Here is a 26,082-nt window from a genome sequence, read left to right on the forward strand (position 1 = left end):
TGTGATCCCCCCGATCACGACTTCTGGAACATGGCGAGCATGCGACGGGTCACAAGGAAACCGCCGACGATGTTGATCGTGGCGATCAGCACCGAAATTGCGGCAAGCGTCGTCACCAGCCAGTGGCTCGAGCCGATCTGCAAAAATGCGCCCAGGATGACGATGCCGGAGACCGCATTGGTCACGGCCATCAGCGGCGTGTGCAGCGAGTGGGAGACATTCCAGATGACCTGGAAGCCGATGAAGCAGGACAGCACGAACACGATGAAGTGGTTCATGAAGCTAGCAGGCGCAAAAGCACCGACCAGAAGCAGCAGCGCCGTGCCGATCAGAAGCAGCAGGCCCTGGCTGCGGGTCTGCGCCTTGAAGGCGGCGACCTCCCTGGCCCGCTTTTCCTCCGGCGTCGGCTCCTTCACCTTTTCCTTGGGGCTCTGTGCCGCGATCGCCTGGATTTTCGGCGGCGGCGGCGGGTAGGTGATCTCTCCCCGATAGGCGACGGTCGCGCCGCGGATCACATCGTCTTCCATATTGTGGATGATGACGCCGTCCTTGGCCGGCGTGAGATCGCTGATCATGTGGCGAATGTTGGTCGCATAGAGCGTCGATGCCTGGGCGGCCATGCGGCTCGGGAAATCGGTGTAGCCGATGACGGTCACGCCGTTGTCCGAGACGATCTTCTGGTCCGGCACGGTCAGATCGCAATTGCCGCCGCGTTCGGCCGCAAGGTCGACCACGACCGAGCCCGGCTTCATCGCCGCGACCATGTCGGCGAGCCAGAGCTTTGGCGCATCGCGGCCGGGGATCAGCGCCGTGGTGATGACGATGTCGATCTCCGGCGCCAGTTCGCGGAACTTGGCCAGCTGCTTCTCGCGGAACTCCGGCGAAGACGGGGCGGCATAGCCGCCAGTGGCGGCGCCATCCTGTTGCTGATCGGCAAAATCGAGATAGACGAACTCCGCGCCCATGCTTTCGATCTGCTCGGCGACTTCAGGCCGCACGTCGAAGGCGTAGGTGATCGCGCCGAGTGACGTCGCCGTGCCGATCGCGGCAAGGCCAGCGACACCGGCGCCGATGACCAGCACCTTCGCCGGCGGCACCTTGCCCGCCGCCGTCACCTGGCCGGTGAAGAAGCGGCCGAAACTGTTGCCTGCTTCGATGACGGCGCGGTAACCGGCAATATTGGCCATCGACGACAGCGCGTCCATCTTCTGGGCTCGGCTGATGCGCGGCACCATGTCCATGGCGATCACGCTCGCGCCGGTCAATCGCGCCTGCTCCAGAAGCTCTTTGTTCTGCGCCGGATAGAAGAACGAGATCAGCGTCTTGTCCACCGAAAGCAGGGCCAGCTCCTCCGCCTCCGGCGGCCGAACCTTGGCGATGACGTCGCCATCGGCATAGACGGCCTCGCGCGTCGCAACCACCGTCACACCCGCCGACCGGTACGCCTCGTCCGAAAACCCGGCCGCCAAGCCAGCACCCGTCTCCACCAAGACCTCATGCCCAAGCTTCTTCAGCTGCAACGCACTCTCCGGCGTCAACGCGACACGCGCCTCACCGAAAAACACCTCTCGCGGTGTCGATATCTTCATGTCAAACCTTTCCCTTACCGGCGCAACGCCGGTTCATGTGTCTTGCGAGATTTCTCTGAAATCGCCGGTGTCAGCCGGCCGATCTGCTTTTGGACTTGCTCAGCCTGTGGAGCCTGGCGCCGCACCAACCGAGGAGTGGCAGAATGGCGAGGCCGAGCGCGAGACCGCTGTTGCGCGGCTGAACCACGACGATGTCGCGGGTGAAAGCGGTGGCCGTACCCGTTCGCGTGGAGACCTGACCGTAGACAATGTCCGTGTCCGAAGGGATTGTTACGGCAAAGGCGATCAAATCTTCCTTCTCGCCCGACTTGACCGACCGGACCCGATAGCCGAACCCGGAACCTGCCGCCTGTTCGACCTTGAACCGCGCCAGTGACGCATGAGCCTCAGCCCGGCCGAAACGCACATCGACCATGTCAATGTCCGCGGGCTTCCGTCTCACCACAATATCCCGGCCATGCACGACATCCGCCTGCGGCGAGACGACGGACAGGTAGTCCGCCTCCTGAAAACGATCGGCCGCCGTGAGCGTCAGGTAGAAGGTCGAGCCGGTCTTGGCGAATATGCGCTCGTCAGGATGATTGCTCTGGATCGGGCGCGTCCAGCGTTCCTCCGGAACCACATCCGCAACCACGACACTTCGACCACTCATATCGACGACATCGAGCGTTCGCGCGGTTCCTTCGACGGGTTTTTCATCCACATAAAGCACCATGTCATAGCGGCCGGCGGGGAGAGCGACCCGATAGGCCCGGACCGGCGCCGTCACAAGCCGGAGACTCGGCGTCGGCAAGGCCTCGGGAGGTGGGATGATTTCAGCGGGTGCGCCCTTCATCCGGGCGGCGCCGGCTTGTACGAGCTTTTTCTCGTATGTGGTCTGGCGCGCCAGAGCCTCGGAATAGCGCCGATTGAACGATCGCTCCTCGTCTTGATAGGTCCTGTAAGCGGCAACCGCGGCATCACCCCACAACAATTGCCCGCGGCCGTTCACGGCTCCCTGCGGATAGAGAACCACATAGGATGACGGGCGGATGATCGCGATATCCTTGCCGTCTTGGTTGATCTTCAGGACGCCATCGATGTCCTGACGTTTCGCTTCCAAATCGACATAGACCTGCCGTGAGAGCGGCCAGTAGTATTCCTTGGTACCGACGAAGGAGAGCGCGCTGTCCTCGCCCGTAATCAGATGGAGCGCCGATGACCGCGAAGGCAGGAACATTTCCTGGAAAGCGAAGCCATCCCACACGCGCCCGGTCACGACGACGGCATCCCGGCGCTCGGGCTCGATTGCGGCAGCGCTGCCGGCCGTCATCGCGGCAAGGAAAAGGGCAAAAAGAACGGATCTCATGCGCCGGCTCCCTTCACGCGCGCTGTGAACCGGGCAGCGACCAGCAGGAAGATGGTCAGCCCGACGGAGGATGCGATCTGCGCAAGATCCGGTGTCGTTCGTTCGAAGGCACCCTGAACGAGCAGACCGGCACCCGCGACCGGAGAAAGCACGTGGACAAGTGGCGCTGTATTTTCTAGCCCGGCACGCAGGTAAAGCGCAAACAAGCTCATTTCATCGGCCGTCATGCCGCGCAGCAGGCCGAGTGTGGCCTCATAAACGGCCGTTGCCGATACCAGCGACAGATAGGCGACGACCGCGCCACGCACGGAACCGGCCCATGCGGACACCAGAAGCCCCAGCCCCATCACTGGCAGGACGAAGATGACAGATCCCCCAAGCGAGAAGAATACGGAGAGGTGGATCAAGCCTGCCCCGAGTGGTTGGGCAAGCAGGAGATAGGCACAATAAAGCGCCATCAACCCGCCAAGCACGATCACTTCGACCAGATATTTCGCCAGGATGACCGCCGACCAGGAAACCGGCCCGACGAGCAGAACCTCCAGAGTGCCATGCTCCCTTTCCCAACTCAGCCCACCTGCAAGGCGCAGACCCAAGACAAGACCCAGAAAGATGACGACAGCGACGTTCAAGCCCGCGAGGGGATCGGCAGCCACGACGACGGATTCGGTCTGGAACGTGTTCTGGAAACCGGAGCCATAGGCATAGGCCATCAGCGCGATCACGGCCGCCACCAGCCAGAACCAGATCGCATGGAATTTCGCCGCCGTCTCCCGCCGGACCAGAAGCACGGTTTGCCGCATTAAACCGGGAGGGTTAAGCTCCAATCCGACGAAGGCGGGGCAAACATGTTCCATGGCCGGTCTCTTACATCACGGTACGGATGAGGCCGCCGTCGATGCGCAGCGCCGATCCATTGACGATGCCGGTGCGTGACGAGCCGAGGAAGGTGACGAAATCCGCCACTTCTTCCGGCTTGGACAGGCGCTGGATCAACGAAGTCGGGCGGTTTTCCGCGACGAAGCGGCGCTCTGCCTCCGGCGTCGGAACGCCGGGATAGAGGCCGGCAATGAGGTCGGCCACACCTTCGGTGCTGCAAGGGCCGGGCAGCACGGAATTGACGGTGACATTGGTGCCTTTCGTCGTCTCGGCAAGATTGCGGGCAAGCGACAGCTGCATGGTCTTCGTCGTGCTGTAAGCCGGCATTTCTGGGGCGGGATTGATGCCGGATTCACTCGCCATGAAGACGACGCGGCCGGCATCCCGCGCCAGCATCTTCGGCAGGTAATGGCGGGCAAGGCGCACGCCGCTCATCACGTTGACTTCGATGAGTTCATACCAGCGGTCATCGCCGGCCTTGTAGATATCGACCGCCTCGTAAATTCCGAGATTGACGACCAGCACGTCTACATCGGGACAGTTGGCAATCAACTCGTCGCAGCCTTCGCGCGTGCCGGAATTGCCGACGGCGGCTTCCAGTTTCGCTGCCGGCACCTCGGCGCGAAGGCGGGCGATCGCGCGCTCGATCGTCTCGGCACTGCGCCCGTTGATCACCACGATCGCGCCTTCGCGAGCCATGGCCCGCGCTATGGCGAAGCCGAGGCCACCGGTCGAGGCGGTGATCAGGCAGCGGCGGTCGTTATACCCCAGGTCCATCGGACATATCCTTTCTTACATCAGGGTGGCGGCCGGTTCGTGGCCTGCCGAAAATTCCGGCCGGGTTAGGCCGAGAAAGACATCTTCGAGCGTCGGCGTGTCGGCGTCCACGGAAAGAACCGTCAAACCGGCCGCCGACAGCAGGTTGACCGCCTTGGCGCGCGCGGCGCGCGAGTCACCCGGGGAAGCAATCAGGCGAAACCGTAAATGTTGCGACCCAGCCTGCCGGGCCTCGCCGATCTCGCGAATGGCGGAGATCGCCTGCAGCGCGCTGTCTATGGGTTCGAAGATCTCAGCCTGCAGGCCACCATGTGCCCAGCCGGCGGGTGCAATCTCCGATGGCCGGCCCGCGGCGATCACCTCGCCTTCGCGCATGAAGACGACGCTGTCGCAGACGCGCTCCATCTCCGCCAGCTGATGCGAGGAAAACAGGAGTGTGACACGATCCGACTTCATCTCGCGGAAGATCGCCCGCATGTCGGCCACGCCGTTCGGGTCGAGGCCGAGTGTCGGTTCGTCCAGCATCAGAAATTCCGGTCTGTGCAGCATGACGCGCGCCAGACATGCCCTCTGCTGCATGCCGCGCGAGAACACGCCGAGCCTGCGGTCGGCAGCGGAACGCAATCCGACGCGATCGAGGACCTCGTTCACCCGCGTCGCCGCATCCGGCACTCCATAGAGATCGGCAAAGAAGCGGAGATAGGCCCGCGCAGTCATGTCCGGATAGATTCGCGGCCGTTCCTGAAGATAACCGCTGCGCGAGCGGGCAATAGAGAGATCACCTCGGTCGCGGCGACCGAAAAACTCGATCGTCCCTGCATCCGGCTCCAGAAGCCCCATGATCATGCCCATGACCGTCGTCTTGCCCGCGCCATTCGGTCCGAGAAAGCCGGTGATCTCGCCTCGCGCGACCGAAAAACTTGCGTGCTGGACAGCCTGCTTCGTACCGAAAGACTTGGCGAGACCGTCAACGACAAGAGCATGGGTTGCCATCGCCATTCCCTTCTCAGTAGACCACCGGCATCATGTAGAGCCGTGCGAGATTGATCACGATCATCGTGACACCGGCGGCGAGCAGGAATTCCATCGGCCAGGCAAGCAGCTTGACGCGGTCGTTCCAGAGCTTCAGCGCCACGATGACCACAACGGCGGTCAGCGAGGCGGGCCAGTGTGACACATTGCCGGTCATGACCGTGCAAGAGCCGAGAAGCAGCGCCAGGATCAGGCAAAGAACGAATTTTCCCTGCATCTCACATCTCCTCGTTTTCGGATTGGCTGGCAGCGGCTTGCGCGATCGTGCGGCCGGAACCAGGCTCGAACAGATAGATCCAATTTGGATCGAAGCCGGCGTACAGGCGGCTGCCCTCCTCTTTCGCCAGATGAGCGGTTTCGGTCGTGGAGCTGCGCGTCGTGATGGTCACGCCGCCACACTTGAGGACGTAGAGGTTCTCCGCGCCGGTTGGCTCGAAGGAATAAAGCTCGGCGGCAACACCATGACCGCCATGGGCCTTGTCGCTGACCGAAATGTGCTCCGGCCGAACGCCAAGCCGAACGCCTTGCCCAACAAGGTTCTCGACACCGTTCTCCCGTATCCAGGTCGCATCGAGCGGGATGACGAAATCCTCCGTCATGGCAGCGATCTTCCCTTCGATGCGGCCGATGCGGACATCGAATACGTTCATCTGCGGTTCGCCGACGAAGGTCGCGACAAATTCGGTCGCCGGGCGTTCGAAGATTTCGCGCGGGGTGGCGAATTGCAGCATCTCGCCGTCCTTCATGACGATGATGCGGTCCGCCATCGTCATGGCTTCGAGCTGGTCATGCGTCACGAAAATCGTGGTGACACCGACACTCTTCTGGATATGGCGCAGTTCGGCGCGCATCTGACCGCGCAGCTGTGCGTCGAGATGGGACATCGGTTCGTCCATGAGAAAGACGTCGGCATCGCGAACCAGCATGCGTGCGATCGCCACGCGCTGCAGCTGCCCTGCCGATAACTGATCCGGCTTGCGCTGCAGGACTTCGGTGATCTGCATCGTGCGAGCAACCGCATTCACCTTGCGGGCGATCTCGGTCCGCGGCAGGCGGCGCACTTCCAGCGGATAGGCGATATTGCCGAAGACCGTTAGGTGACGATAGAGGCCGTAATCTTGGAAGACCATGCCGACATTGCGGTGGCGCGGGCGCAGGAACGTGACATTGCGGCCGCCGATCGCGATCCGTCCGCTGCTTGGCATTTCAAGCCCGGCGATCATTCGCAACGTCGTGGTCTTACCGCAGCCTGACGGGCCGAGAAGGAAGACGAACTCGCCATTGTTGACGGTGATATTCACATCGTTGACCGCATGGAAAGCACCGAATTGCTTCATGAGGCTGTTGATCTCGATTTCAGCCATGGTGACGCTCCAATGTCTTGCCTTTGCTGGTGTGGAGAAGGATCATTTGCGCACGACCCCTTGGGACAGACCGCTGATAAGTTGGCGCTGCAGGAGCAGTATGAAGAGGATGAGCGGCGCGGTAATAAGGACCACCGCGGCGCCCAAAACGTTCCACCTGATATCGGCGCCGATGGAATAGGCCATGATGGCCGGCGGCATGGTTTTCGCCTGGGTACTGGTCAAGAAGGTTGCGAAGGCAAACTCGTTCCATGACAGGATCATCACGAAAATGGCGGTTGCCGTGATCGAGGGTGCCATGATCGGCAGCGTGACCTTTCGAAATGCCGCAAACCACGTGTCACCGTCCACCATGGCGGATTCCTCGTAACGTCGCGGAATGTCGCGGAAGTAGCCGGTCAGCATCCAGACGACAAAGGGAAGCTGCATTGCGGTGTAGAGGATGATTAGCCCCAGCAGGGTGTCGAGCAGGCCAGCGGTCTGGAATGTCACGAAGATCGGGATCAGCACGGCGACAGGTGGCATCATGCGGTTGGTGAGCACCCAAAAGGACACGTCATCCCGCCCTGGAAAGTCATAGCGTGCCAGCGCATAGGCGCAAAACATGCCGATCGTCACCGAGAAGAAAGTAGAAGCGAGCGACACGACGACGCTGTTGAAGAAGTTCTTCATGATCCCCTTCTCAAAGATCAGATAGTCAAACGCTTCGAGCGAAGGGGTAAAGAACCATATTGGTGTGGCCGAGGATGAGGTCGCGCCGTCCATAAATCCGACCATTACCACCCGCAGATAGGGGAGGAAATTGACGACGCAGACGAGGATGAGGACGACGTAGACCCACCAGTTGCGCTGCACCGGCGGTGCATCGGGGGACTCGATCGTGGAACCGAATTTTTTCATAGAAACCTCCTATTCGGCCACTTCGGTCTTGGACCGGAAGACGCGGATGAACACGAAACTCATCACGATTATGATCATCATCATGATCAGCGAGAGCGCTGCGGCCTTCGACGCGTCGAAGAATTCGAGACCGGTCTTCGTGAGGAAAACGTTGAGCGTGGTGGTGGCATTGCCTGGCCCGCCGCGTGTCATGATGACAATCAACTCGTAAGTGCGGAAGGCATCCATCGTGCGGATGATCACGGCGATCAGGATCGCCGGGCGCAGCAGTGGCATGGTGATCGTCCAAAAAACCCGCCAGGACCCCGCACCATCAATCTCGGCCGCTTCATAGGGCTGGCGCGGGATTGAGGCGAGCCCGGCCGACAGCATCAGGAACATGAAAGGAGTCCATTCCCAGACGTCGACGAAGACCAAGGTTTGGAACGCAATGACTGGATCGGACAGGAACGGGATTTCACCGACGCCCAACGCGCGGGTGAAGGCGCCGACATAATAGGTCATGAGGCCGGCGCCAGGATAGAACATGTAGCGCCAGATCAGCGCGGCGACGAGCGGCGGCAGGATCATCGGAATAAGGATGAAGAGGCGCATGAAGGCGATGCCGCGCAATTGCCGCTGAAAGAGCAGTGCAAGACCAAGTCCGAGCCAGAATTCGATGAAGACTGCCTGAACCGTGAAGAGCAGCGTTTTGCGTAAGGCGTGCCAGAATTCCGGATCCTGCACGACGGCCTGATATTGGTAGAGGCCTACGAAGTATTGCGGAATATACGGCTTCGACAGAATGACATTATGGGCCGCAATGTAAAGCGAATAGAGGAACGGATAGATTCCGATTGCGAACAGAATGATCAGCGTCGGCGCCATTAGCACCCAAGGGAAGATTGTCCTGTTCGAGGGGCCGAAACGGGACAGGAAGCCCCGCTGCCCGAAGGTCAGCGCATGGGCTGCAGTGGTTTGTTCCGAGATCGACATGTCTCAGTCCCTTTACATTGATAGTGAGAAAAGGCGGCGCGTCGTTGCAGATCGCGCCGGGTTGGCCGTCCGGGTGTCAGACACGCCCGGACGGCCCCGACGATCAGTTCCAGGTGGACGGCAGGCGGTCGTAATAGGACAGGTCGCGCCACTGCTGCTTCGGCAAGTCGTCGCGGCCCGGAATGTAGTAGCCGCCCTTTCGCATGGCTTCGGTCATGCGCTGTTCCATGTTGGCGGCGGCCGTCTTGCTGTCGATCTCACCGATCCAGACACGATTGCCTTCCTCGCCCATAATGTCGGAGATTTCAGCCCATTCCGGCACGCGGATGCGCTCGTCCGGATTGGTTTCCTTCAGCATGAATTCATAGACGCCCGGCCACCAGGGCTGGTATTTGGCCAGCGTCTCGCTCTTGTAGGTCGAGTGTCGCGAGGGACCTGCGCCATACTGCGTCGCACGGGCCTGAATGTCCTTGGATGTCAGCCACTGGATGAAGGTCCAGGTCGCTTCCTTGTTCTTGGAATCCTTGGACAGGCCAAGCGACCAAGCCCCGAACCAAGGGTCGATCACGCCGTTTGGGCCGACCGGAGTGTGCAAGTGGACATTCTTGCCGGCCACCTTTGCCTGCGTTTCCGGGTCTTCGAAAAAGCCCTTTATGAAGTCCTGGTAATTCCAGGTTCCAAACGCATTGCCCGCCTGGTAGACGGCCGTCGCCTCGCCGATGCCCCAGTTGGCGCTGTCGGACGGCATGAACTGCTTGAAGCTGGTGAAGTAATCAATCGAGGCGACAGTTCGCTCGTTGTTGATAGAGATCTTCCAGTTCTTGTCGACATATTCGTCGCCCTTGGTCTCCGGCGTCTGGAAGGCATAGAGATATGGAAGATAGGTGACACCCCAGAACCATCGGCCCGGAATATTGGCGAACCCGATCATGTTGCTTTCGGGATTGTTCACTTTCTTGGCGGCGTCAAACATATATTGCGTGGTGAATTCCGGCGAGAAGCGTTCCGGCAGCTTGAAGCCTGCGTTTTCAGCTACGTCCGTCCGGAAGGTAGTGCCGACGGGGCCGGCGCCGATCGGGATCGTGAAGAGCGTGTCGTTGAAGACACCCGTGCCGCTGATGACACGCGGTAGGAAGTCGTCGATATCGTAGTCAGCGTCGGTCAGCTCCGTGTTCTTCACATAGGGCATCAGCGGCTCGAGGAAGCCGGCAGCGGCATATTCGGCGAGCCACATCACGTCCACGGCGAAGAAGTCGTAGGTGCCGGTGCCCTGCTGCATCTCAACCAGAGATTTCTGCCGGTAGTTTTCGAAAGGCACCTCGTCCACGACGACCTTGATGCCGTATTTCTGCTCGAATTCCGGCAGGAACTTTCCGAGCGCGGCAAACTGCGGCATGGACGGAGCAAGGAAGTGGATGGTCGTGCCGGCAAGCGCTTTCTGCGCCTCTGTCTGGGCGTGCGCCGGCAGCGACAGCGTCCAGAGCGCAAGGCCGGCCGCAAGTGCGACCGAGTTTTTCATGACGTTCATTCTCTCCTCCTCAGGTTTGGTGATGCATGCGTACCCTTCGCCACGCCCTGTCAGGCGTGGTGTCCTGCTTTCCCCCTCGTCGTGAAACGTGCCTGGCGCACGGTGCGGCCCCGGTCGGCATCGAAGAGATAGACGAAGTCCGGGTCGATCCGGAACGAGATCGGTGCGCCGATCGTGCGGGGATATTGGAGTGCGGCATCGATCGTCGACATCGCGCGGATCACCGTCCCCTCGACGTCGATATCGAAGACAACACGCGAGCCGAGCGTTTCGACAGCAAAGACCGCGCCGTTGACCCGGCAGGCATGTGTGCTGCCCGCGTGGCACAGGGAAAGATGTTGAGGTCGCAGACCCAGCAGATACCTATCGCCCGGCCGGAGCACCTCGCCGTCCTGCATCCAATCCTTGTCGACCTCAATGTAGGCCTCGCCTATGCGCAGGAACGTGCAGCCGTTCGATTCCGAAATCTCGGCCTGCATGACATTCATGGGCGGTTCGCCGATGAAGGTTGCCGCAAACAGTGTCGCCGGCCGGTCGAACAGTTCCTGCGGGGCGGCGATCTGCTCAATTTTTCCCTTGTTGATCAGCACGATGCGGTCCGCCATGGTCATGGCTTCGAGCTGGTCATGGGAGACGTAGAGCATCGTCGCGCGGAAATCGCGCTGCAACCGCTTGAACTCGACGCGCATGCGCGCTCGCAGTTGGGCATCGAGATGCGAGATCGGTTCGTCCAGAAGGAACACATCCGCGTCGCGCACCAGCGCCCGGCCGATCGCCACGCGCTGTTGCTGGCCACCGGACAGTTGGGCTGGTCGGCGCTCCAGCAGCTTTTCGATCTGTAGGGTTTCCGCCACGCCGGAGATATGACGGCGGATATCCGCATCGGACATTTTCCGAATACGCAGCGGATAGGCGAGGTTTTCGTATACCGTGAGATGAGGAAACAGCGAGTGCTTGTCATAGACCATGGCGAGGTTGCGCTCACGCGGTGTCCAGCGGGTCACGTCGCGCCCTCCGATCATGATGCGCCCGGCGGTCACGTCCTCCAGTCCGGCTACGAGGCGAAGCGTCGTGGTCTTGCCCGCCCCAGAAGGGCCGAGCAGAAACACCGCCTCGCGGTCCGCCACATCGAGCGAGACGCCGTTCAGCGCGGTGAAGCCACCTTTGAAGGCTTTCGCCAGGTTTTCGATCTGAAGGTCAGCCATGGTCTTTTCCGGTTCAAAAATCAGAGAATTGCGCGGATGGTCCCACCTTCGGCGCGCATCGCCATGCCGTTGAGGGTGGGCGACGCGGCGAGATGGACAACGCTGGCGGCCACCTCTTCGGGGGCAATCATCCGGCGGATGAGCGAGGTCGGTTCAGTCTCGTCGAAATAGTCGGAGACAACCTGTTCGCGCGTGATGCCCTTTTCGCGGGCGATTTCCTCATGATAGCGGCGCACGGCCGTCGTATCGGTCGGCCCCGGCAGGATGGTGTTCACGCGTACCCGGGTGCCACGCGTCAGTTCCGAAAGCGCCCGGGACACGCCGAGAAGGCAGGCCTTCATCGCGCCGTAATGCGGCATCCAGGCCTGTGGCTTTACCGCGCTTTCACTGCTGATGAAGACGATCGAGCCTTCGCCGCGCTCCAGCATGCCCTTCAAGACAAGGCGCGACATGCGCACACCCGTCATCACATTGACGTCGAAAAAGCGGAACCAGTCTTCGTCCCGCGTCTCGAAGAACGGACGGACCTCAAAAATGCCGACCGAATTGATCAGGAAGTCGACCGGCGCCACCGCAGCGGCGAAATCGGCGAGCCGCTTGTCCTCGCCGGCAACCGTCAGGTCGCACGCCATCCCCCGGCCATGCTTGCCCAGGCGGTCGACAGCAGCATCGACCTCGACTTCGGAAAGACCGCTGACGGTCGCACGGGCGCCCTCGGCGACAAACGCTTCGGCAACCGCAAGGCCAATGCCCGTCGCCCCTCCCGTTACAAGCACATGCTTGCCTTTCAACCCGTAATCCATTGCCTAACCTCCATTGGCTTGCGGAGCCATGAAGCTCCGGCGCACCACCCCTCCAGGCGGCCTGCGCGCTCCTCTTCTTACGGCCTGACGGCCGCTAGCCTCTCGGGCCGAGGACTTTGCCCTGCCGATAGAACTAATTTTTTTTTACATATTTTGCAAGAAAATAAATTTTACTCGATTACGCCGCGGTTTGCCACCAACGCATCGAGGTCTCGCCACCTTCGCCCGCAAAATGCTGCAGGGAGAAATCGATAAAAGCGGCCGTGCGCGCGGGAAGCCGCCGACGCGTATCGCTGATCAGACTGACGCGCGTTGCGGCTGGCTCGAAACGCGCAAGGATCGGCACCAGCCGCCCCGAACGCAGCTCCGGCTCGATGTCCGCGCGCGTCGCGCGCAAGACGCCAAGTCCTTGCAGAGCGAGAGTTTTCAAGGTCTCCGGGTCGCTTGCCCGAAACCGTCCACCAACGGTGATGCTGCTTTGAGCCTCCCCCTCGAAGACCCAGACATCGCCGCCGATCATCGAGCCTTCCAGGCGGAGACAGTCGTGATCCTCCAGCGCTTCGGGCGATGACGGAATGCCGCGCTCCGCCAGATAGCCGGGAGCCGCCACTGTCACGGTTTCCATCATGAACAGTTTGCGGATCGTGAGACCCGAGTCCTTTACCGGGCCAGCGCGCAGCGCAGCATCGAAATGAATTTCATTCAGGCTGCCGGGTGGATCATAGCGCAGCGAGAATTTGACATGCGGATGCGTACGGGCAAAGGCATGAACAAGAGGCAGTACGTGACTGCGGCCAATATCCGTCGCGCAGGAGAGCACCAACCCTCCCTCGACCGCACGCCGCCGACCGCCCATTTCACGCTCGAGATCCGCAAACCCGGAGAGCACGGGCTCCGCGCGCTCCAGCAACAGACGGCCCTCCTCCGTCAGGAAAAGCGAGCGCGTCGTGCGCCGCACAAGCGCCATGCCGTAATGATCCTCCAGCGCCTTTAGGCGTCCGCTGATCGTTGCCGGCGCCATGCCGAGACGATTTGCAGCACGCGCCATGCTCTGTGAGCGGGCGATTTCCGAAAACATCCTGAGATCGGCCAAACAGTTCATCCGCAGTCCCTCCGTTCAGGCAGCTTGCCTGGCGGTCCCGGTGTCCCAGGCGCCGTTTCATCGGCGCCCTCCGTCTGAGAAACCGAAGCCGTCATTAAGCAGTAACACCACCGGGCGGAATCCCGCTGCGAATATTAGTCATTTCATTATGGAAAAAGCGTCACAAATCGAAATCGCTACGGCGCGATGTGTTTGATCAGATAGTCGATGAAGACACGGATACGCGGCGCGAGCGGCGATTGGTCCGCATAGATGATGGAAACCGGCTCACGATCACCCGGGTTGAATGTTTCGAGGACGGAGACCAGTCGCCCCGCCTTGAGATCGTGCCCGATGTGGAAGTCCGAAAGACGCGCGATGCCAATGCCGTCAAGGGCAAACCGGCGGAGGCTTTCGCCATTGTCGAGACTGAGATTGCCCTTCACCGCCAGATCGAGCTGGGTGACGACACCGTCCTGATCGACGCGGAACGGCCATTTGCCATAGCTGCGGCTGAAGCCGAGCGTCAGGCAATTGTGCTCCAGGAGATCGCGCGGCTCGATCGGAACGCCATGCCGCTCGAGATAGGCGGGGGATGCCACAACATGGCGCGGCGATGACGCGAGACGGCGGAAACGGATCGTGGAGTCGGTCAGCACGCCGGTGCGGATGGCCACATCAACGCCCTCGCGAATGAGGTCAGCGGTCGTATCCGACAGGGAGAACTCCAGCGATATATCCGGGAAGGCCTCGAGAAAACCGGTAACCAGCGGCGCGACACGATGAATACCGAAGGGCACGTTGCAGCTGACCCTGAGCTTGCCACCGATCTGGCCAGCGCTTTCCCGCACTCCGCGCTCCAGGCTCGATATATCCTGCAGGATCTGTTTGCCCCGGGCGAAATAATCCTCCCCCTCGACGGTCAGGCGCAGCTTTCGCGTCGAGCGGATTGCAAGCGGCAGACCAAGGCGCGCCTCGATGCGCGCGACAATCTTGCTGATGGCCGAGGGAGACAGGCGCAAGGCATCCGCAGCCGCGGTGAAGCTGCCGGTCTCGACGACTTTGACAAAAACCTCGATTTCGGAAATGCGACCGGACATTGCGTTTCTCTCATTCGTGACAGGTTATCACTTCACTTATGACAGTGCCCTGGTTACTGCCGCAACCCGGAAATGGCAGTGCTCTCCTTCGACCCAATGGAGGAGACTGAAACATGTATCAGAAACGGGCACTCGTGGCCGGTGCGACCGGCATTGTTGGGCTCAACGTGGCCGAACACCTGCGCGATCTCGGCGGCTGGGAGATAACCGGGCTTTCGCGCCGGCCACCCGTCGGCGCATCCTATATGCAGACGCATGCCGTCGATCTCCTGGATCGCGAAGCCGCGCTGAAGACGCTGGCGACGCTCCGCCCGACCCATGTCTATTTCTGCACCTGGACGCTCGGGAAGAGCGAGGACGAGAATATCCGGCTGAATGGCGGCATGCTGCGGACACTTCTGGATGGCGTTGCGGCCGCCGGCACGGTGGAGCATGTCGCCGTCGTCACCGGCACGAAGCATTATCTCGGCCCGTTCGAGGACTATGGCAAGGTCACGCCGGTGACGCCCTTCCGCGAGGATGCGCCGCGCCTGACGAAGAAGAATTTCTATTACGAGCTTGAAGATGTCGCGATGGACTATGCTGCCCGCCACGGCTACGGCTGGTCGGTGCACCGCTCACATACGATCATCGGCTATGCGGTCGGCAACCTTATGAATATCGGTGCGACGCTCGCCACCTTCGCCTCCATCTGCAAGGCGACCGGCCGGCCCTTCACCTTTCCCGGCACGCCCACGGCCTACCACGGCATCAATGACATCACGGACGCGCGGCTACTCGCCAGGCACATCGTCTGGGCCTCGACGGAGCCGAACGCGCGCAACGAGGCTTTCAACGCCACCAACGGCGACGTCTTCCGCTGGGAACAGCTGTGGAAACGTATCGCCGACTATTTCGGCATCGAGGTGGGCGCCTATCCCGGCCACTACAACTCCCTGACGGAGCGGATGCAGGGCCTCGATCCAGACTGGCAGGCATTGGTGCGGCAGCATGGCCTCCAGCCGCACGCTCTCGACCGTCTCGCCTCCCCCTGGCACACGGATCTCGATCTCGGCCGACCGATGGAATGCCTGCATTCCATGGCAAAGAGCCGGGCGCTCGGCTTCCAGGAAATCCAGGACACGGAAAAGTCCTTCATCGACGTTTTCGATCGCCTGCGCGCGGAGCGCATCATTCCCTGAGAGCATCCGAGGTCTCTTCACGAAAAGAGCGCATCGGCCGGCCGATGCGCTCTTCTATTTGCATCAATAAAAAAATCCCGCCGTCAGGCAGCGGGATAGGGATGGGCGTTGAGCAGGCCGGCTAGGCGTGACAGCGCCCGCGGCCCGGCATTCACCTGGCCGCATTCGACGGCGCTGACCCCGGGCACCGCCATCAGGAAGGTGCGGACAGGACCGACAAAGGTCATGGCGAGGTTTGGGCAGGCCCGGCAAGCGCCGGTCAGCGCAACGCTGACCACGCCATCCTCGCTCACATCGGTGATTGCGATATCACCGCCATGACCGAGGATGAGAGGCCGCGCACGGCCAAGGGCAGCGTCAAGGGCGACACGATCGATCATGCCACCAGCCCCAACTCGCGCTTCTTCGCCTCGATATCGATGCCCATGCCGCGCGCAAACGCCTTGCCGAGGATATTTTCCTTCATCTCCCGGGTGATCTCCGGATAACCGTTGCGCTCCTGCAGTTCCTCGGGCATTTCGAGATTGGCGAGCGTATCGATATAGGTCTGCACATGCGGCCAGATGAAGGCTTCCGAGCCATAGCAGATGCGGTCGGAGCCGACAAAAAGCAGTGCTTCGCCAAGCCTCTGCAGCATTTTCCAGGGCTGGAGATAATACTGGTTAAACCAGAGCGGCAGGATCAGGTAGATGTTCACGAACCGGCTCGCGATGGAGATCGTCTCGTCGACATAGGGATCGCCGAGGTGATGGATGCCGAAATTCAGCTCCGGGAAATCGGCGGCCGCATACTGGATGTCGTTTGGCTTGAAGGCCTCGACCGGCCCAAGTTCCAATGGAAAGCCCTTGTGGAACTGGACCATCTTCACGCCAAGCTCGATCGCCTTTTCCCAGAGCGGATAGGCGATATCGCGGTCATCGGCCCGCCAGGAACACCCGCGGGACTGGTACTGATAAAACTTGAAGCTGACGGCGCCGAGCTCATGCACCTGCCGCTCCATTTCCTTCAGCGCCGAACCGACGCCATGATAAGCCGGATCGACACCACCGGTCAGCACGATGCGGTTGGGATCCTTCTGGGCGAGCGCATGGCTGAGTTCCACGGGACCGAGACCCGCCCGCCAATGCGAAAACAGCGGCACGGAGCAGGCGCAGGCCATGTCCGTGTCGGCCTTGCCGAACAGCATGTCCACCGCCCAGTCGAGGTCAGGATTGGAAAACGTTTCGGTTGCCGGCGGCGGCCCGCGCCGGCCCGTCAAATTGATGAAGCCGGTCAGCTGTTCGCGCAGGATGCGCACGCGCCGGCCGTCGCTACCGTCCTTGATCTGGCCATCGCTGAAATCCTGGCAATGCACCGCCGCGTCAAAGACAAACATTCCGTCTTTCATTCGCTTTCTCCCATCGATCCAAAGGCGCAGATGCGCCGTGGCAGCCCTGAAAAGGCCATTTGGATCAATATCATGGAGACGAATGCGGCAGTCATCGAGTTATCCGAAGACTGCCTTCGCGACAGCTAAGCCTCGCCGGTCGGGTTCAACCGAGATGGAAGAGATCCGCAAAATCCTGGTACAGCGCCGGGCCGCTGGCAAGCACCAGTCCGCCCTTGGGAAGGGCCGTTCCCGGCTCTGGATAGACCAGAAAGCGGCCGCCCGCCGCCTTGATGAGAGCGAGCCCGGCAACGGCATCCCACGACCACATATGGCGCTCGAAATAGCCGTCCACCCGGCCGGCAGCGACATAGGCAAGCATCAGCGCACCGGCACCAACCTGGCGGAAGCTGCCGCCGGACGAGAAGAGACGTTCGGCATCTGCAGCAAAGGCGGCCGGTGGAACACGGTGATTGTACCCGAGGCCGAAGCTCGTCTTGTCGATGCTGCCAGTGGTGCTGACCGAGATCGGCACGCCGTTGACGGTTGACGCAATCCCGTCGGCACCGGCAAAGAGCTCGTCACGGAGCGAGTCATAGATGACGCCGAGGATCGGCTCGCCCTCCGACCAGAGACCGATCGAAACGCACCAATTGTGCGCGCCCTTCAGAAAATTCGACGTACCGTCAAGCGGATCGACACACCAGACGCGCTCCGCGCCCTCGGCGCCCGACATGCCGGTTTCCTCGCCGAGAAACCCATCCTCCGGAAAGGCCGGGCGAAGAATGGCGGCGATCGCCTCCTCTGCTTCGCGATCGGCGATGGAAACGAAGTCGTTCAGCCCCTTCTGCTCGATGACCAGCTGGCTGCGTCGTCCGTAATGGGACAGCAACAGGCGCCCTGCTTCACGGGCAGCATGTTTGGCGGCAGCAAGGCGGGTTTCCAGCCCGGCAGCGGAGGAAGACGTATCGGGCATTCACGGAATCCTTTAATAGCGGGTCAGCGCGGTCACGTCGGAAGTCCGCTCCAGGCCTTCGATGGCCCGACCGAAATTGCGCACCGCATAGAGCGAATAGAGCGTGTCGATGACCTGAAGCTGCGCGATCTTCGAGACCATGGATTCATGATATTCGCCCGGCCCGATCACGCCCGTGATGGTCGGCGTGAAAAGGCAGATATCCGCATGCCGCACGATCGGCGAATCCGGGAAGGATGTGATCGCCAGCGTCGCCGCGCCCTGGAGCTTCGCATGCTGCAGGCTATCCACGGTCGAAATGGTGCGGCCGGAATTCGAGATGCCGATCGCCAGCGATTTCGGCCCGAGCGTCGAAGTCGAGATCTGCCGGATACCCAGATCACGGAAGAACAGGCAACGCTTGCCGACCCGCATGAAGCGCAGCAGCGCATTTTCCACGCAGAGCAGCGACGCGCCCATGGCGAAGAAGCCGAGCACGTCGGCTTCCTCGATCGCCTCGACGGCGCGCTCCAGTTCCTTTTCGGCAAGTCCCGCCCGCGTATCCGAGACCGTCATCGCATAACGGGCCGCGACCTTCGAGAGAACCGATGAGGTATTGTCCTGGCCGGTGATGTCTTCGTAGACGTGCCGTTCCGACAGTGGCTCGGCCGCGGCAGTTCCCTGGGACAGCTCTTCGGCGATCAGGATCTTGAACTGCTGAAAACTCTGCACGTCGATCTCGCGCACGAAGCGAGTGACCGTTGATTCCGAGACGTCGCACTGGAGTGCGAGATCCTTGATCGAGATCGATTTTATCTCTTCCGGAGCCTTCAGCACCCGGTCGGCGATGCGTCGCAGGGCCGGGTTCATGTAACCGGCCTTCCAGCGAATCCGGATCAGAATAGATTGCCTGTTGTCCGCTGCCTTATCCATCGATCACGACTCCGACTGTTTCGTCGCAATTCTATAACCGGCAAGTGCCCGAGAATGAAATTTCTTTTTTCACCAGATCCTGCTTGATGCCCTCGCGCTCTCGCGTGTGGCGCGAACAAGGTCATAGGCGGCGCGTGCCGCCACGAGCGAATCGTCCCACGCCTTGCGCCACAACCGCACCCCCCCGACAAGCGCATCGCTCAGGACGCGGGAGGAAAAGCCCTCAACAGTAAAGTCGCCGGAATAACCCGCCGTCGCCAGCGCCTTGAAATAGGCGGCCAGATCGAAATGTCCACCGCCGAGCACGCCGCGATTGCTGTCGGCGACATGGGCGTAGCCGAGAAGTGAGGCGTTGCGGTGGATGGCGGCGGCGATGTCACCCTCCTCGATGTTCATATGGAAGGTATCCATATGAATGAACAGATTGGCGCCGCCCGACGCGCGGATCAACGATGCGGCCTCATCCAGCGTATTGACGAGATAGCTCTCGTAGCGATTGACCGGCTCCAGTCCGAGGCGGACCCCCAGTTCGCCGGCACGGCGGTCGAGCCGGGCAAGGCTCTCGGCAACCTGCGCCCGCGCGTCCTGCGTCGCCGGCGCGGAATAGCTCGAGAAGGCGGCATAGGTGATGCCGGAGACGGCGGGGGCGCCGAGCTCCGAAGCAATCTCCAGGGCTCTTGCGACCGTTTCCTCGCCACGCCGGGCAATCGCCGTGTCAGAGGAAGAAATGTCGGCATCGGGACCGAGGGCCATGCCGAGACGAAGCTCCAGCCCCGCCTCGCGCACCACCCGCCGGGTGAGCGGAATGTCGAGCGCCGCCGGATCGAACATCAGCACCTCGATCAGTTCGAAACCGATCTCCGCCGCTGCCCGGCAGCTTTCCGCCGCCCTGTCGCTCGACCAGTCGTCGGTGAAGACGAGGCTGTGTATTCCGAGTTTTCCGCCCATGTCTTCCTCCCGAAATTCAGCCGAAGATGGAGCGGATCGTGCCGCCGTCGGCACGATGGCAGACACCGTTCATGGCTGCGTTGGTCATCAGCTGCACCACGCCGCGCCCGTGCAGGGCGGGATCGATCAGCTTCTGCGTTAGGTTTGACGGCTGAACGTCGCGGTAGAAGTCCGCGAGTGTCTGCTCGATCGTCTTGCCCTGCTGCTTGGCGAGATCGGCGAAATAGGTCTCGACCGATTCCGTTGCGGTCGAGCCCGGCATGTAACTGTTGACGCGCACATTAGTGCCGCGCGTCAATTCCGCCAGCGAACGACTGAGTCCCAGCATCGCGGTCTTGGTGACAGAGTACGGCGTCATGTTGCCGATCGAACGGATTGCTGCCTCCGACGAGATGAAGACGATGCTGCCATCGTTGCGCGCCAGCATGTCCTTCATCACCAGGCGAGTGATGCGGATCGCGGTCATCAGATTGTGCTGGAAATATTCCATCCAGCGATCGTCGCTCACTTCGAAGAAATCGTTGACGTCGAAGACACCGATATTGTTGACGAGGAACGAAACAGGGCCGAAACCGGCGGCAAAATCCGCAAGCGCAAGGGCACCCTCCTGCGTCAGGAGGTCGGCGACGACGCCGTGGCAACGCGGGCCGATCGATGCCGCCGCCTTGTTGAGCTTGGCCTGATCACGACCATTGATGATGACGGTCGCCCCCTCTTCGTGGAAGGTGCGGGCAATCGCGTGGCCGATGCCTGTCGCGCCGCCGGTCACGATGACGATCTTGTCCTTAAGTCCGAAGTCCATGTTTGCTGCTCCCTTGTCGGTTGCTCGCCTGCGCGGTCCGCGCAAAATGCGCCAGCCGTTCGCAGGCCGTGTTGATCTGATCGAAAACCGCCTCAAAGGCGTCTCGCGATTGCCCCCATGGGTCGATGATTGTCGTTTCCTCGCCCGGCGCGACATAGGCGCCGAGACGGCCGATGCGGGCATGGCCGTTCTCCGGGCGGAGTGCCCGGATGGCCTGCATGTTGTGGTCGTCCATGCCGAGGATCAAGTCGAATTCCTCGAAGTCTGTCTTCCGAATCTGCCGCGCGACCAGCGCTTCCAGCGCGACGCCGCGGGCGGTGGCAACCGCCATCGTCTCGGCATGCGGCGGCTTGCCCACGTTCCAGTCCATGATTGCTGCGCTATCGATCCGGTGCCCCGGCAAGGCAGCGCGAAGGATGCCGTCGGCCGTTGGCGAACGGCAGATATTGCCGCGGCAGACAATGAGTATCGAAAGCGGGGGCCGCCCGGCGGCGCGAACCCGAAATGCCGTCGACACGTCGGCCAGCCGGACTTCGGCTTGTGGCGTCATCGCCGCCAATTTCCGCAGGCCGTCCAGTGGATCGAGCGTGTTGAAATCGAACAGGCCGAAATGGTGACCGATCATGGCCCGGGCGCCAATCTCGTCCGCGAGCGTCACGGCCTCATCGAACGTCAGGTTGCCCGGTACGCCATTGGCAGCGCGCAGGGCATCCCGGCCGTTGACCGGCAGCAGCGCCAGATCGACCCGGAACGGCATCAGCCATTCCGCAAGGCCGGGAAAGGGGATTGTATCCCCCGAATGCCAGAGCGTTACTCCACCACCGGTCAACACGTAGCCGAGGAAAACATAGCCGTCAGGCGTGCGGCGCAGATCCTCGTGCGCGGCCGGCGTTGCGGTTGCGACGACACCGCCGAGATCGACACTCTCGCCGGCGTCGATCAGAACCAGCCGTTCCTCCGGCACGCCCAGCTCGAGCGCTCGTGCCTTTTCAGCGCGCGGCACAAGAACCTTAGCCTTGGGATTGGCGGCCAGCAGGGCCGGAATCGTACCCGGGTCCATGTGGTCGGTATGACCGTGAGTACAGAGCAGCCAATCGACGCCGGTCAAGCCCCCCGGCTCGACGGGGGCCGGCATCATGCGCTGATGTGGAAACAGCGTTCCCCGGTATTTGTCCGCAAGCGAGTCCGAGAGATAAGCGTCGATGACGATCGTCAGGCCGCACTGCCGGATGAGAAAGCCGGCCTGACCGAGCCAGGCAAGCGCCGCCCCCTCGCCCGCTGGAAGACTTTCCACCGATGTCAGCGGCTCGACCTCGATGATGCTCATCGCCGCACCAGGTTCTTCAAGAGATTGTCGACGGCAACGCTTGTGGCGCGGTCGACGCTTTCCTCGGTGAAACCGCCGGCATGCGGGGTGAGAATCACGCGCTCGTGGCTCAGCAAAGCGGAGCTTTCCGGCGGCTCGCGATGAAAGACGTCGGTAGCCAGCGTCGCGACCTGCCCCCTCTCGAGGGCCCCCAGCATCGCTGTGTCATCGATCAGCTCGGCCCGCGCTGTGTTGACGATGATCACGCCCTTCTTCATGCGTGAGAGAATGGCGTCGTCGAGGATGGGCTTTTCCCCCGGCGGGCAGTGAAAGGAAACGGCATCGGCGACGACCAGTGCATCCTCCAGCCCCGCGAAACGGAAGCCGGACGGTGAAAAGCGGCTGTCGGGATAGGGATCATATCCGATCACTTCCATGCCCAGCCCGAGCGCCATATTCACGACCTCCCGGCCGATCGCACCACACCCGATGACGGCAAGCGTCCGCCCCTTCACTTCCTGGCCGATCCGCCTGCACCATTCTCCCTTGACAAGATGCTGGTGGGACCAGGGAATGTGTCGGTACGAGGACAGGAGGAGACCGACGGCGAGTTCGGCGACGCCACGGGCGTTGGCACCCATGGCTCGCTCCACCGTGATGCCGCGTGCCTCGGCCGCACGAAGATCGATATTGTCGACCCCCGTGCCGTTGCGGCTGATGACGCGCAGTCCCTTCGCCGCATCGAGCACCCGCGTGCTGATCGGCTCCACACCGGCAAGCCAGCCGACGCAGCCGGGTATCGTGCGCAACAGATCCTCCTCCGACGGCGTCTTTCCGGGGGCGGGAAAGACGATCTCGAACCCCTCGTCCATCAGGCGCGTGAGAACCGGATGGCCGGAGCCGGAGAGAGAACGGGGTGTGACGGCGATCCGACCAGACATCGTTCTATCCGCTCAACCGTTCCAGCGGGGATTGTCGATGACGGTCGGCTTGCCGTCACGCTCGACCATCAGCTTGCGGAAACCCTTGCTTTCGATCGTGCCATAGTCATGGCCGGCATTGCCCGGAAAGGCAAAGAAGGTGACCAACGGCTCTGTCGGATGAACGTTGATCGAGCGGTGAGCCCAGCGGCCCGGTACATAAACCGCCTTGCCGGGCAGGAATTCCAGCCATTGGGTGTCGCCTTCCGGCGTTTCCATCATCATGTAGCCGTGGCCGCGCAGGCAATAATAGACCTCGGCCGTGTCGATGACCGTGTGAAAATGCCCCTTGGTCATGTGATATTCGTCGCCGACCTTGCCGGGATAGGTGATCGACGTGCCATAGGCGACGTCCTTTTCGCTGTCCGGCACGCCCATGTCGTAGAATTCGTAAATCAGCACGTCACCCTTGGCCAGTTGCGCCTCGAAGGCCGCCCGATCGTGAAACATGCCCTTCATCTTGGACAGCGTGCGGCGGATGGGCTCGCGCGTCGAACTCAGGCCATTGTTGAGGTTGAATTCGTGAAGGCTGGGGAATACGGCGGTCATTTCTTTGTCCTTTCAGGCAGTTGCGTCACGGGCGATGCGGCTCAGGGCCTCGAAGGCTGGCCCGGACATGGGGATGTCGATGTCGAAAACTTCGGCGATCACGCGCGTCCAGCCGTGGATGAAGTAGACCCACCCGTCATGGACCGTGAGGTTGTGCGCCTGCTCAGCGGCGCGGGCCTGGTCGAGGAAGACGAGGTCACCGCGATAATTGAATTCCCAGACGAGACCGTTCTCAGGAAAGCGGACTGCGTTGGTCAGCGGCGAGCCGGGGCCATCCTTGCCAAGCCCGGTGGCGTTGACCACCATCGAGCCGGCAGGGAGTTCGTCGACCACGCGATCGGCCTCATGCGGGGTGGCGGCGAGCCGGTATTCGATCGGGATCGAAAAGCCGATCTCACCATGCACATGACGCATCTCGACAAGCGAGGCTTCACGTCGTGCGGTGACGATCAGGCGCTGCGGCACGTCTCCGCCGGCCTGCTTCTTGTTGTGCAGGTAGAGTGACAAGGCGAGCGACGACCCGCCGGACCCGAGCACGCAAAGGCTGGCGCCGGTTTTCGACCAGTATCCGTCCGGCACGATCGCCTCGAAGCTCGCCCCCGCCGTGATCGGATCCTTGGCATGGCCTGCGAGACGGTTGCCGCGTTTCGAAATCGAGGAGATTTCGTGCAGGGTCCGGGCATAGGGATCAAGGTCGTCAAAGAGATCGCGCGACGCCTTCAGGAGATTGACCTTGTGGGTCGTCACCAGCGCGCCCAGTGACAACGGGTCGTTCTTGATGAACTCGACCGCGCCGCGATAGGCCGCCGGATCGGAATTCGGTGCAAAATCGATGCCCTTCATTTCGGCATCGAGGCCGAGATGCGCCGACCATGCCGGAAAGACCTTCATGATCGACGACTTTCCGGTCGTGACCCCGATGAAATACATCGTGCGCCGGGTTGCGGGGGCGTATGCCATCAGAATGTCCTCATTCGTGTTCGGCCCAGTCCCGCGACCGGTCAACGGCGCGGCACCAGCCGTGATAAAGGTGATCGGCGGAGGCGCGGTCCGTCGAAGGCCGGAATTCCCGGTCAAGCGCGAAGGCGGTGTGCAGGTCCGCCGTGTCCTTCCAGTAACCGACAGCAAGGCCCGCCAGGAACGCCGCGCCGCGCGCGGTGGTGTCGATGACCTTCGGCCGCAGTACCCGCACACCGAGCTGGTCGGCCTGGAACTGCAGCACGAATTTGTTCATCGCCGCGCCGCCATCGACCTTGAGCTCGGCAAGCGCGATGCCGGAATCGGCTTCCATCCGGTCGATCACGTCGCGGATCTGGTAAGCCATGGATTCGAGCGAGGCGCGGATCAGGTGATTGCGGTTCGCACCGCGGGTGATGCCGACGATCGTGCCGCGCGCATACTGGTCCCAGAAGGGTGCGGACAGACCATTGAAGGCGGGAACGATATAGACGCCGTTGGTATCGGGCACTTCAAGCGCGGCGGCTTCCGTCTCCGATGCGCTATGGATGATCTTCAGCTCGTCGCGCAGCCACTGCACCACCGAACCGACGGAAAACAGCGTGCCTTCCAGAGCATATTCGAGCTTTCCGCCGAGCCGCCAGGCAACGGTGGTGAGAAGACCGTTTTCGGACATCCGCATCTGCGAGCCCGTATTCATCAGCAGGGTACCGCCAGTGCCGTAGGTCGCCTTGACCATGCCTTCGGCGAAACAGGACTGGCCGAACAAGGCGCCCTGCTGGTCACCGATCGAGGAGGCGACCGGGATCTCGACACCGAAGAGGTCGGGATCGGCAGCGCCGTAGACTTCCGAACTGTCGCGCACATCGGGCAAGATGGAACGCGGCACGTTGAGTTCGGCCAGAAGACGCTCGTCCCAATCACCGGTGTGAATATTGAACAGCAGGGTCCGCGAGGCGTTCGAGGCATCCGTTACATGGGCGCGGCCACCGGTCAGGTTCCAGATCAGCCAGGTATCGATCGTGCCGGCCGCAAGTTCCCCGCGCCTGGCCCGTTCGGTCGCGCCGGGCGTGTTTTCGAGGATCCAGGCGAGCTTGGTACCGGAGAAATAGGCGTCGATGACGAGACCGGTCGTCTCCTTCACATAGGGCTCAAGCCCCCTCGCCTTCAGCTGGTCGCAGGCACCTGCGGTGCGGCGATCCTGCCAGACCAATGCATTATGAAGGGGAACACCGGTCTTGCGATCCCAGATCAGGCAGGTTTCGCGCTGATTGGTGATCCCGATGGCTGCGACCTGATGCGCTTCGATGCCGGCGTTATGAATGGCCTCCCGTGCGACCGAAAGCTGGGTGGACCAGATCTCGTTCGCGTCATGCTCCACCCAACCGGGCCGTGGATAGATTTGCCGGAACTCTCTCTGTGCGAGCGAGACGATATTGCCCGCCCTGTCGAACAAGATCGCCCGCGCGCTGGACGTTCCCTCGTCCAGCGCCATGACATAGCGCTCCACCATGATCTCTCCTC

At 61.7% G+C, this 26,082-nt stretch carries 26 protein-coding genes; 1 reads left to right on the top strand and 25 read right to left on the bottom strand.

Translation table 11 applies throughout. The annotated features are described in order from the left end of the window. Positions 1-14: 14 nt before the first annotated feature. The 14 genes from AC4P1R_RS21820 to AC4P1R_RS21885 all read right to left on the bottom strand — a co-directional run bounded on the left by AC4P1R_RS21820 (position 15) and on the right by AC4P1R_RS21885 (position 14,581). On the bottom strand, positions 15-1,589 hold the full coding sequence (locus AC4P1R_RS21820) for a Re/Si-specific NAD(P)(+) transhydrogenase subunit alpha (RefSeq protein WP_492177804.1): 1,575 nt from the start codon (positions 1,587-1,589) through the stop codon (positions 15-17). A 70-nt stretch (positions 1,590-1,659) separates the two neighbouring features. Beyond that, a complete protein-coding gene (locus AC4P1R_RS21825; RefSeq protein ID WP_492177805.1) occupies positions 1,660-2,937 on the bottom strand; it encodes a hypothetical protein in 1,278 nt (425 codons plus the stop codon). Beyond that, the gene (locus AC4P1R_RS21830) at positions 2,934-3,794 is read right to left on the bottom strand and encodes an ABC transporter permease (RefSeq protein ID WP_492177806.1); all 861 of its coding nucleotides are present in this window, start codon (positions 3,792-3,794) and stop codon (positions 2,934-2,936) included. Before AC4P1R_RS21830 ends, AC4P1R_RS21825 begins: the two co-directional genes overlap by 4 nt. 10 nt (positions 3,795-3,804) lie before the next feature. Further along, positions 3,805-4,593 carry an SDR family NAD(P)-dependent oxidoreductase gene (locus AC4P1R_RS21835; protein ID WP_492177807.1) on the bottom strand — a complete coding sequence of 263 codons (789 nt, stop codon included), beginning with the start codon at positions 4,591-4,593 and terminating at the stop codon, positions 3,805-3,807. 15 nt (positions 4,594-4,608) lie between these two features. Further along, complete coding sequence (locus AC4P1R_RS21840) at positions 4,609-5,586, bottom strand: ABC transporter ATP-binding protein (RefSeq protein ID WP_492177808.1); 978 nt, start codon at positions 5,584-5,586, stop codon at positions 4,609-4,611. Between the two features lie 13 nt (positions 5,587-5,599). Further along, positions 5,600-5,842, bottom strand: a complete 243-nt coding sequence (locus tag AC4P1R_RS21845) for a hypothetical protein (protein ID WP_133036475.1) — start codon at positions 5,840-5,842, stop codon at positions 5,600-5,602. 1 nt (position 5,843) lies between these two features. After that, the gene (locus AC4P1R_RS21850) at positions 5,844-6,989 is read right to left on the bottom strand and encodes an ABC transporter ATP-binding protein (protein ID WP_492177809.1); all 1,146 of its coding nucleotides are present in this window, start codon (positions 6,987-6,989) and stop codon (positions 5,844-5,846) included. 42 nt (positions 6,990-7,031) lie between these two features. Beyond that, positions 7,032-7,889, bottom strand: coding sequence for a carbohydrate ABC transporter permease (locus AC4P1R_RS21855; protein WP_492177810.1), 858 nt, complete (start codon positions 7,887-7,889; stop codon positions 7,032-7,034). 9 nt (positions 7,890-7,898) lie between these two features. Further along, a complete protein-coding gene (locus tag AC4P1R_RS21860) occupies positions 7,899-8,864 on the bottom strand; it encodes a carbohydrate ABC transporter permease (RefSeq protein WP_492177811.1) in 966 nt (321 codons plus the stop codon). 103 nt (positions 8,865-8,967) lie between these two features. Then, positions 8,968-10,392 (bottom strand): ABC transporter substrate-binding protein, encoded by a 1,425-nt coding sequence (locus tag AC4P1R_RS21865; protein WP_492177812.1) that lies wholly within the window; start codon positions 10,390-10,392, stop codon positions 8,968-8,970. A gap of 50 nt (positions 10,393-10,442) precedes the next feature. Then, a complete protein-coding gene (locus AC4P1R_RS21870) occupies positions 10,443-11,597 on the bottom strand; it encodes an ABC transporter ATP-binding protein (protein WP_492177813.1) in 1,155 nt (384 codons plus the stop codon). 20 nt (positions 11,598-11,617) lie between these two features. Continuing rightward, entirely contained in the window at positions 11,618-12,400 is a 783-nt protein-coding gene (locus tag AC4P1R_RS21875) for an SDR family NAD(P)-dependent oxidoreductase (RefSeq protein WP_492177814.1), read from the bottom strand. Positions 12,401-12,578: 178 nt separating this feature from the next. Further along, complete coding sequence (locus tag AC4P1R_RS21880; RefSeq protein ID WP_492177815.1) at positions 12,579-13,502, bottom strand: LysR family transcriptional regulator; 924 nt, start codon at positions 13,500-13,502, stop codon at positions 12,579-12,581. A gap of 176 nt (positions 13,503-13,678) precedes the next feature. Next, positions 13,679-14,581, bottom strand: coding sequence for a LysR family transcriptional regulator (locus AC4P1R_RS21885; RefSeq protein WP_492177816.1), 903 nt, complete (start codon positions 14,579-14,581; stop codon positions 13,679-13,681). Between the two features lie 113 nt (positions 14,582-14,694). On the opposite strand from AC4P1R_RS21885, the gene AC4P1R_RS21890 reads away from it, so the two are divergent. After that, complete coding sequence (locus AC4P1R_RS21890; protein WP_492177817.1) at positions 14,695-15,762, top strand: SDR family oxidoreductase; 1,068 nt, start codon at positions 14,695-14,697, stop codon at positions 15,760-15,762. An 83-nt stretch (positions 15,763-15,845) separates the two neighbouring features. On the opposite strand, the gene AC4P1R_RS21895 is transcribed toward AC4P1R_RS21890, so the two are convergent. From AC4P1R_RS21895 to glpK, 11 genes are all read right to left on the bottom strand, one after another. Then, positions 15,846-16,142 (bottom strand): NifU family protein, encoded by a 297-nt coding sequence (locus AC4P1R_RS21895; protein WP_492177818.1) that lies wholly within the window; start codon positions 16,140-16,142, stop codon positions 15,846-15,848. Next, entirely contained in the window at positions 16,139-17,149 is a 1,011-nt protein-coding gene (locus AC4P1R_RS21900; RefSeq protein WP_492177819.1) for an amidohydrolase family protein, read from the bottom strand. The genes AC4P1R_RS21895 and AC4P1R_RS21900 overlap by 4 nt, the downstream gene beginning before the upstream one ends. A 145-nt stretch (positions 17,150-17,294) precedes the next feature. Further along, positions 17,295-18,104, bottom strand: a complete 810-nt coding sequence (locus AC4P1R_RS21905) for an inositol monophosphatase family protein (protein WP_492177820.1) — start codon at positions 18,102-18,104, stop codon at positions 17,295-17,297. Between the two features lie 12 nt (positions 18,105-18,116). Further along, entirely contained in the window at positions 18,117-19,016 is a 900-nt protein-coding gene (locus AC4P1R_RS21910) for a MurR/RpiR family transcriptional regulator (RefSeq protein ID WP_492177821.1), read from the bottom strand. Positions 19,017-19,085: 69 nt separating this feature from the next. Continuing rightward, positions 19,086-19,964, bottom strand: a complete 879-nt coding sequence (locus AC4P1R_RS21915; protein ID WP_492177822.1) for a sugar phosphate isomerase/epimerase family protein — start codon at positions 19,962-19,964, stop codon at positions 19,086-19,088. A gap of 16 nt (positions 19,965-19,980) precedes the next feature. Then, positions 19,981-20,766: an SDR family NAD(P)-dependent oxidoreductase gene (locus AC4P1R_RS21920; RefSeq protein WP_492177823.1), complete on the bottom strand. Its 786-nt coding sequence runs from the start codon at positions 20,764-20,766 to the stop codon at positions 19,981-19,983. Next, positions 20,750-22,093, bottom strand: coding sequence for an arsenate reductase/protein-tyrosine-phosphatase family protein (locus tag AC4P1R_RS21925; protein WP_492177824.1), 1,344 nt, complete (start codon positions 22,091-22,093; stop codon positions 20,750-20,752). The genes AC4P1R_RS21920 and AC4P1R_RS21925 overlap by 17 nt, the downstream gene beginning before the upstream one ends. Next, positions 22,090-23,013, bottom strand: a complete 924-nt coding sequence (locus tag AC4P1R_RS21930; RefSeq protein WP_492177825.1) for a phosphoglycerate dehydrogenase — start codon at positions 23,011-23,013, stop codon at positions 22,090-22,092. The genes AC4P1R_RS21925 and AC4P1R_RS21930 overlap by 4 nt, the downstream gene beginning before the upstream one ends. A 12-nt stretch (positions 23,014-23,025) precedes the next feature. After that, entirely contained in the window at positions 23,026-23,601 is a 576-nt protein-coding gene (locus AC4P1R_RS21935) for a glucose-6-phosphate isomerase (RefSeq protein ID WP_492177826.1), read from the bottom strand. 12 nt (positions 23,602-23,613) lie between these two features. After that, positions 23,614-24,564: a shikimate dehydrogenase family protein gene (locus AC4P1R_RS21940; protein WP_492178814.1), complete on the bottom strand. Its 951-nt coding sequence runs from the start codon at positions 24,562-24,564 to the stop codon at positions 23,614-23,616. A gap of 7 nt (positions 24,565-24,571) precedes the next feature. Beyond that, positions 24,572-26,071: a glycerol kinase GlpK gene (gene glpK / locus AC4P1R_RS21945; protein WP_492177827.1), complete on the bottom strand. Its 1,500-nt coding sequence runs from the start codon at positions 26,069-26,071 to the stop codon at positions 24,572-24,574. Between the last annotated feature and the right edge of the window lie 11 nt (positions 26,072-26,082).

Source organism: Sinorhizobium sp. Y406 (assembly GCF_058732025.1).

Coding starts and splice junctions, on each gene's coding strand:
- AC4P1R_RS21875 (WP_492177814.1), bottom strand. CDS start 12,400: ATGGATTACGGGTTGAAAGGCAAGCATGTGCTTGTAACGGGAGGGGCG.
- AC4P1R_RS21860 (WP_492177811.1), bottom strand. CDS start 8,864: ATGTCGATCTCGGAACAAACCACTGCAGCCCATGCGCTGACCTTCGGG.
- AC4P1R_RS21910 (WP_492177821.1), bottom strand. CDS start 19,016: ATGGATAAGGCAGCGGACAACAGGCAATCTATTCTGATCCGGATTCGC.
- AC4P1R_RS21825 (WP_492177805.1), bottom strand. CDS start 2,937: ATGAGATCCGTTCTTTTTGCCCTTTTCCTTGCCGCGATGACGGCCGGC.
- AC4P1R_RS21820 (WP_492177804.1), bottom strand. CDS start 1,589: ATGAAGATATCGACACCGCGAGAGGTGTTTTTCGGTGAGGCGCGTGTC.
- AC4P1R_RS21830 (WP_492177806.1), bottom strand. CDS start 3,794: ATGGAACATGTTTGCCCCGCCTTCGTCGGATTGGAGCTTAACCCTCCC.
- AC4P1R_RS21855 (WP_492177810.1), bottom strand. CDS start 7,889: ATGAAAAAATTCGGTTCCACGATCGAGTCCCCCGATGCACCGCCGGTG.
- AC4P1R_RS21930 (WP_492177825.1), bottom strand. CDS start 23,013: ATGTCTGGTCGGATCGCCGTCACACCCCGTTCTCTCTCCGGCTCCGGC.
- AC4P1R_RS21865 (WP_492177812.1), bottom strand. CDS start 10,392: ATGAACGTCATGAAAAACTCGGTCGCACTTGCGGCCGGCCTTGCGCTC.
- AC4P1R_RS21870 (WP_492177813.1), bottom strand. CDS start 11,597: ATGGCTGACCTTCAGATCGAAAACCTGGCGAAAGCCTTCAAAGGTGGC.
- AC4P1R_RS21885 (WP_492177816.1), bottom strand. CDS start 14,581: ATGTCCGGTCGCATTTCCGAAATCGAGGTTTTTGTCAAAGTCGTCGAG.
- AC4P1R_RS21840 (WP_492177808.1), bottom strand. CDS start 5,586: ATGGCAACCCATGCTCTTGTCGTTGACGGTCTCGCCAAGTCTTTCGGT.
- AC4P1R_RS21935 (WP_492177826.1), bottom strand. CDS start 23,601: ATGACCGCCGTATTCCCCAGCCTTCACGAATTCAACCTCAACAATGGC.
- AC4P1R_RS21905 (WP_492177820.1), bottom strand. CDS start 18,104: ATGCCCGATACGTCTTCCTCCGCTGCCGGGCTGGAAACCCGCCTTGCT.
- AC4P1R_RS21890 (WP_492177817.1), top strand. CDS start 14,695: ATGTATCAGAAACGGGCACTCGTGGCCGGTGCGACCGGCATTGTTGGG.
- AC4P1R_RS21895 (WP_492177818.1), bottom strand. CDS start 16,142: ATGATCGATCGTGTCGCCCTTGACGCTGCCCTTGGCCGTGCGCGGCCT.
- AC4P1R_RS21850 (WP_492177809.1), bottom strand. CDS start 6,989: ATGGCTGAAATCGAGATCAACAGCCTCATGAAGCAATTCGGTGCTTTC.
- AC4P1R_RS21880 (WP_492177815.1), bottom strand. CDS start 13,502: ATGAACTGTTTGGCCGATCTCAGGATGTTTTCGGAAATCGCCCGCTCA.
- AC4P1R_RS21845 (WP_133036475.1), bottom strand. CDS start 5,842: ATGCAGGGAAAATTCGTTCTTTGCCTGATCCTGGCGCTGCTTCTCGGC.
- AC4P1R_RS21915 (WP_492177822.1), bottom strand. CDS start 19,964: ATGGGCGGAAAACTCGGAATACACAGCCTCGTCTTCACCGACGACTGG.
- AC4P1R_RS21835 (WP_492177807.1), bottom strand. CDS start 4,593: ATGGACCTGGGGTATAACGACCGCCGCTGCCTGATCACCGCCTCGACC.
- AC4P1R_RS21920 (WP_492177823.1), bottom strand. CDS start 20,766: ATGGACTTCGGACTTAAGGACAAGATCGTCATCGTGACCGGCGGCGCG.
- glpK (WP_492177827.1), bottom strand. CDS start 26,071: ATGGTGGAGCGCTATGTCATGGCGCTGGACGAGGGAACGTCCAGCGCG.
- AC4P1R_RS21925 (WP_492177824.1), bottom strand. CDS start 22,093: ATGAGCATCATCGAGGTCGAGCCGCTGACATCGGTGGAAAGTCTTCCA.
- AC4P1R_RS21900 (WP_492177819.1), bottom strand. CDS start 17,149: ATGAAAGACGGAATGTTTGTCTTTGACGCGGCGGTGCATTGCCAGGAT.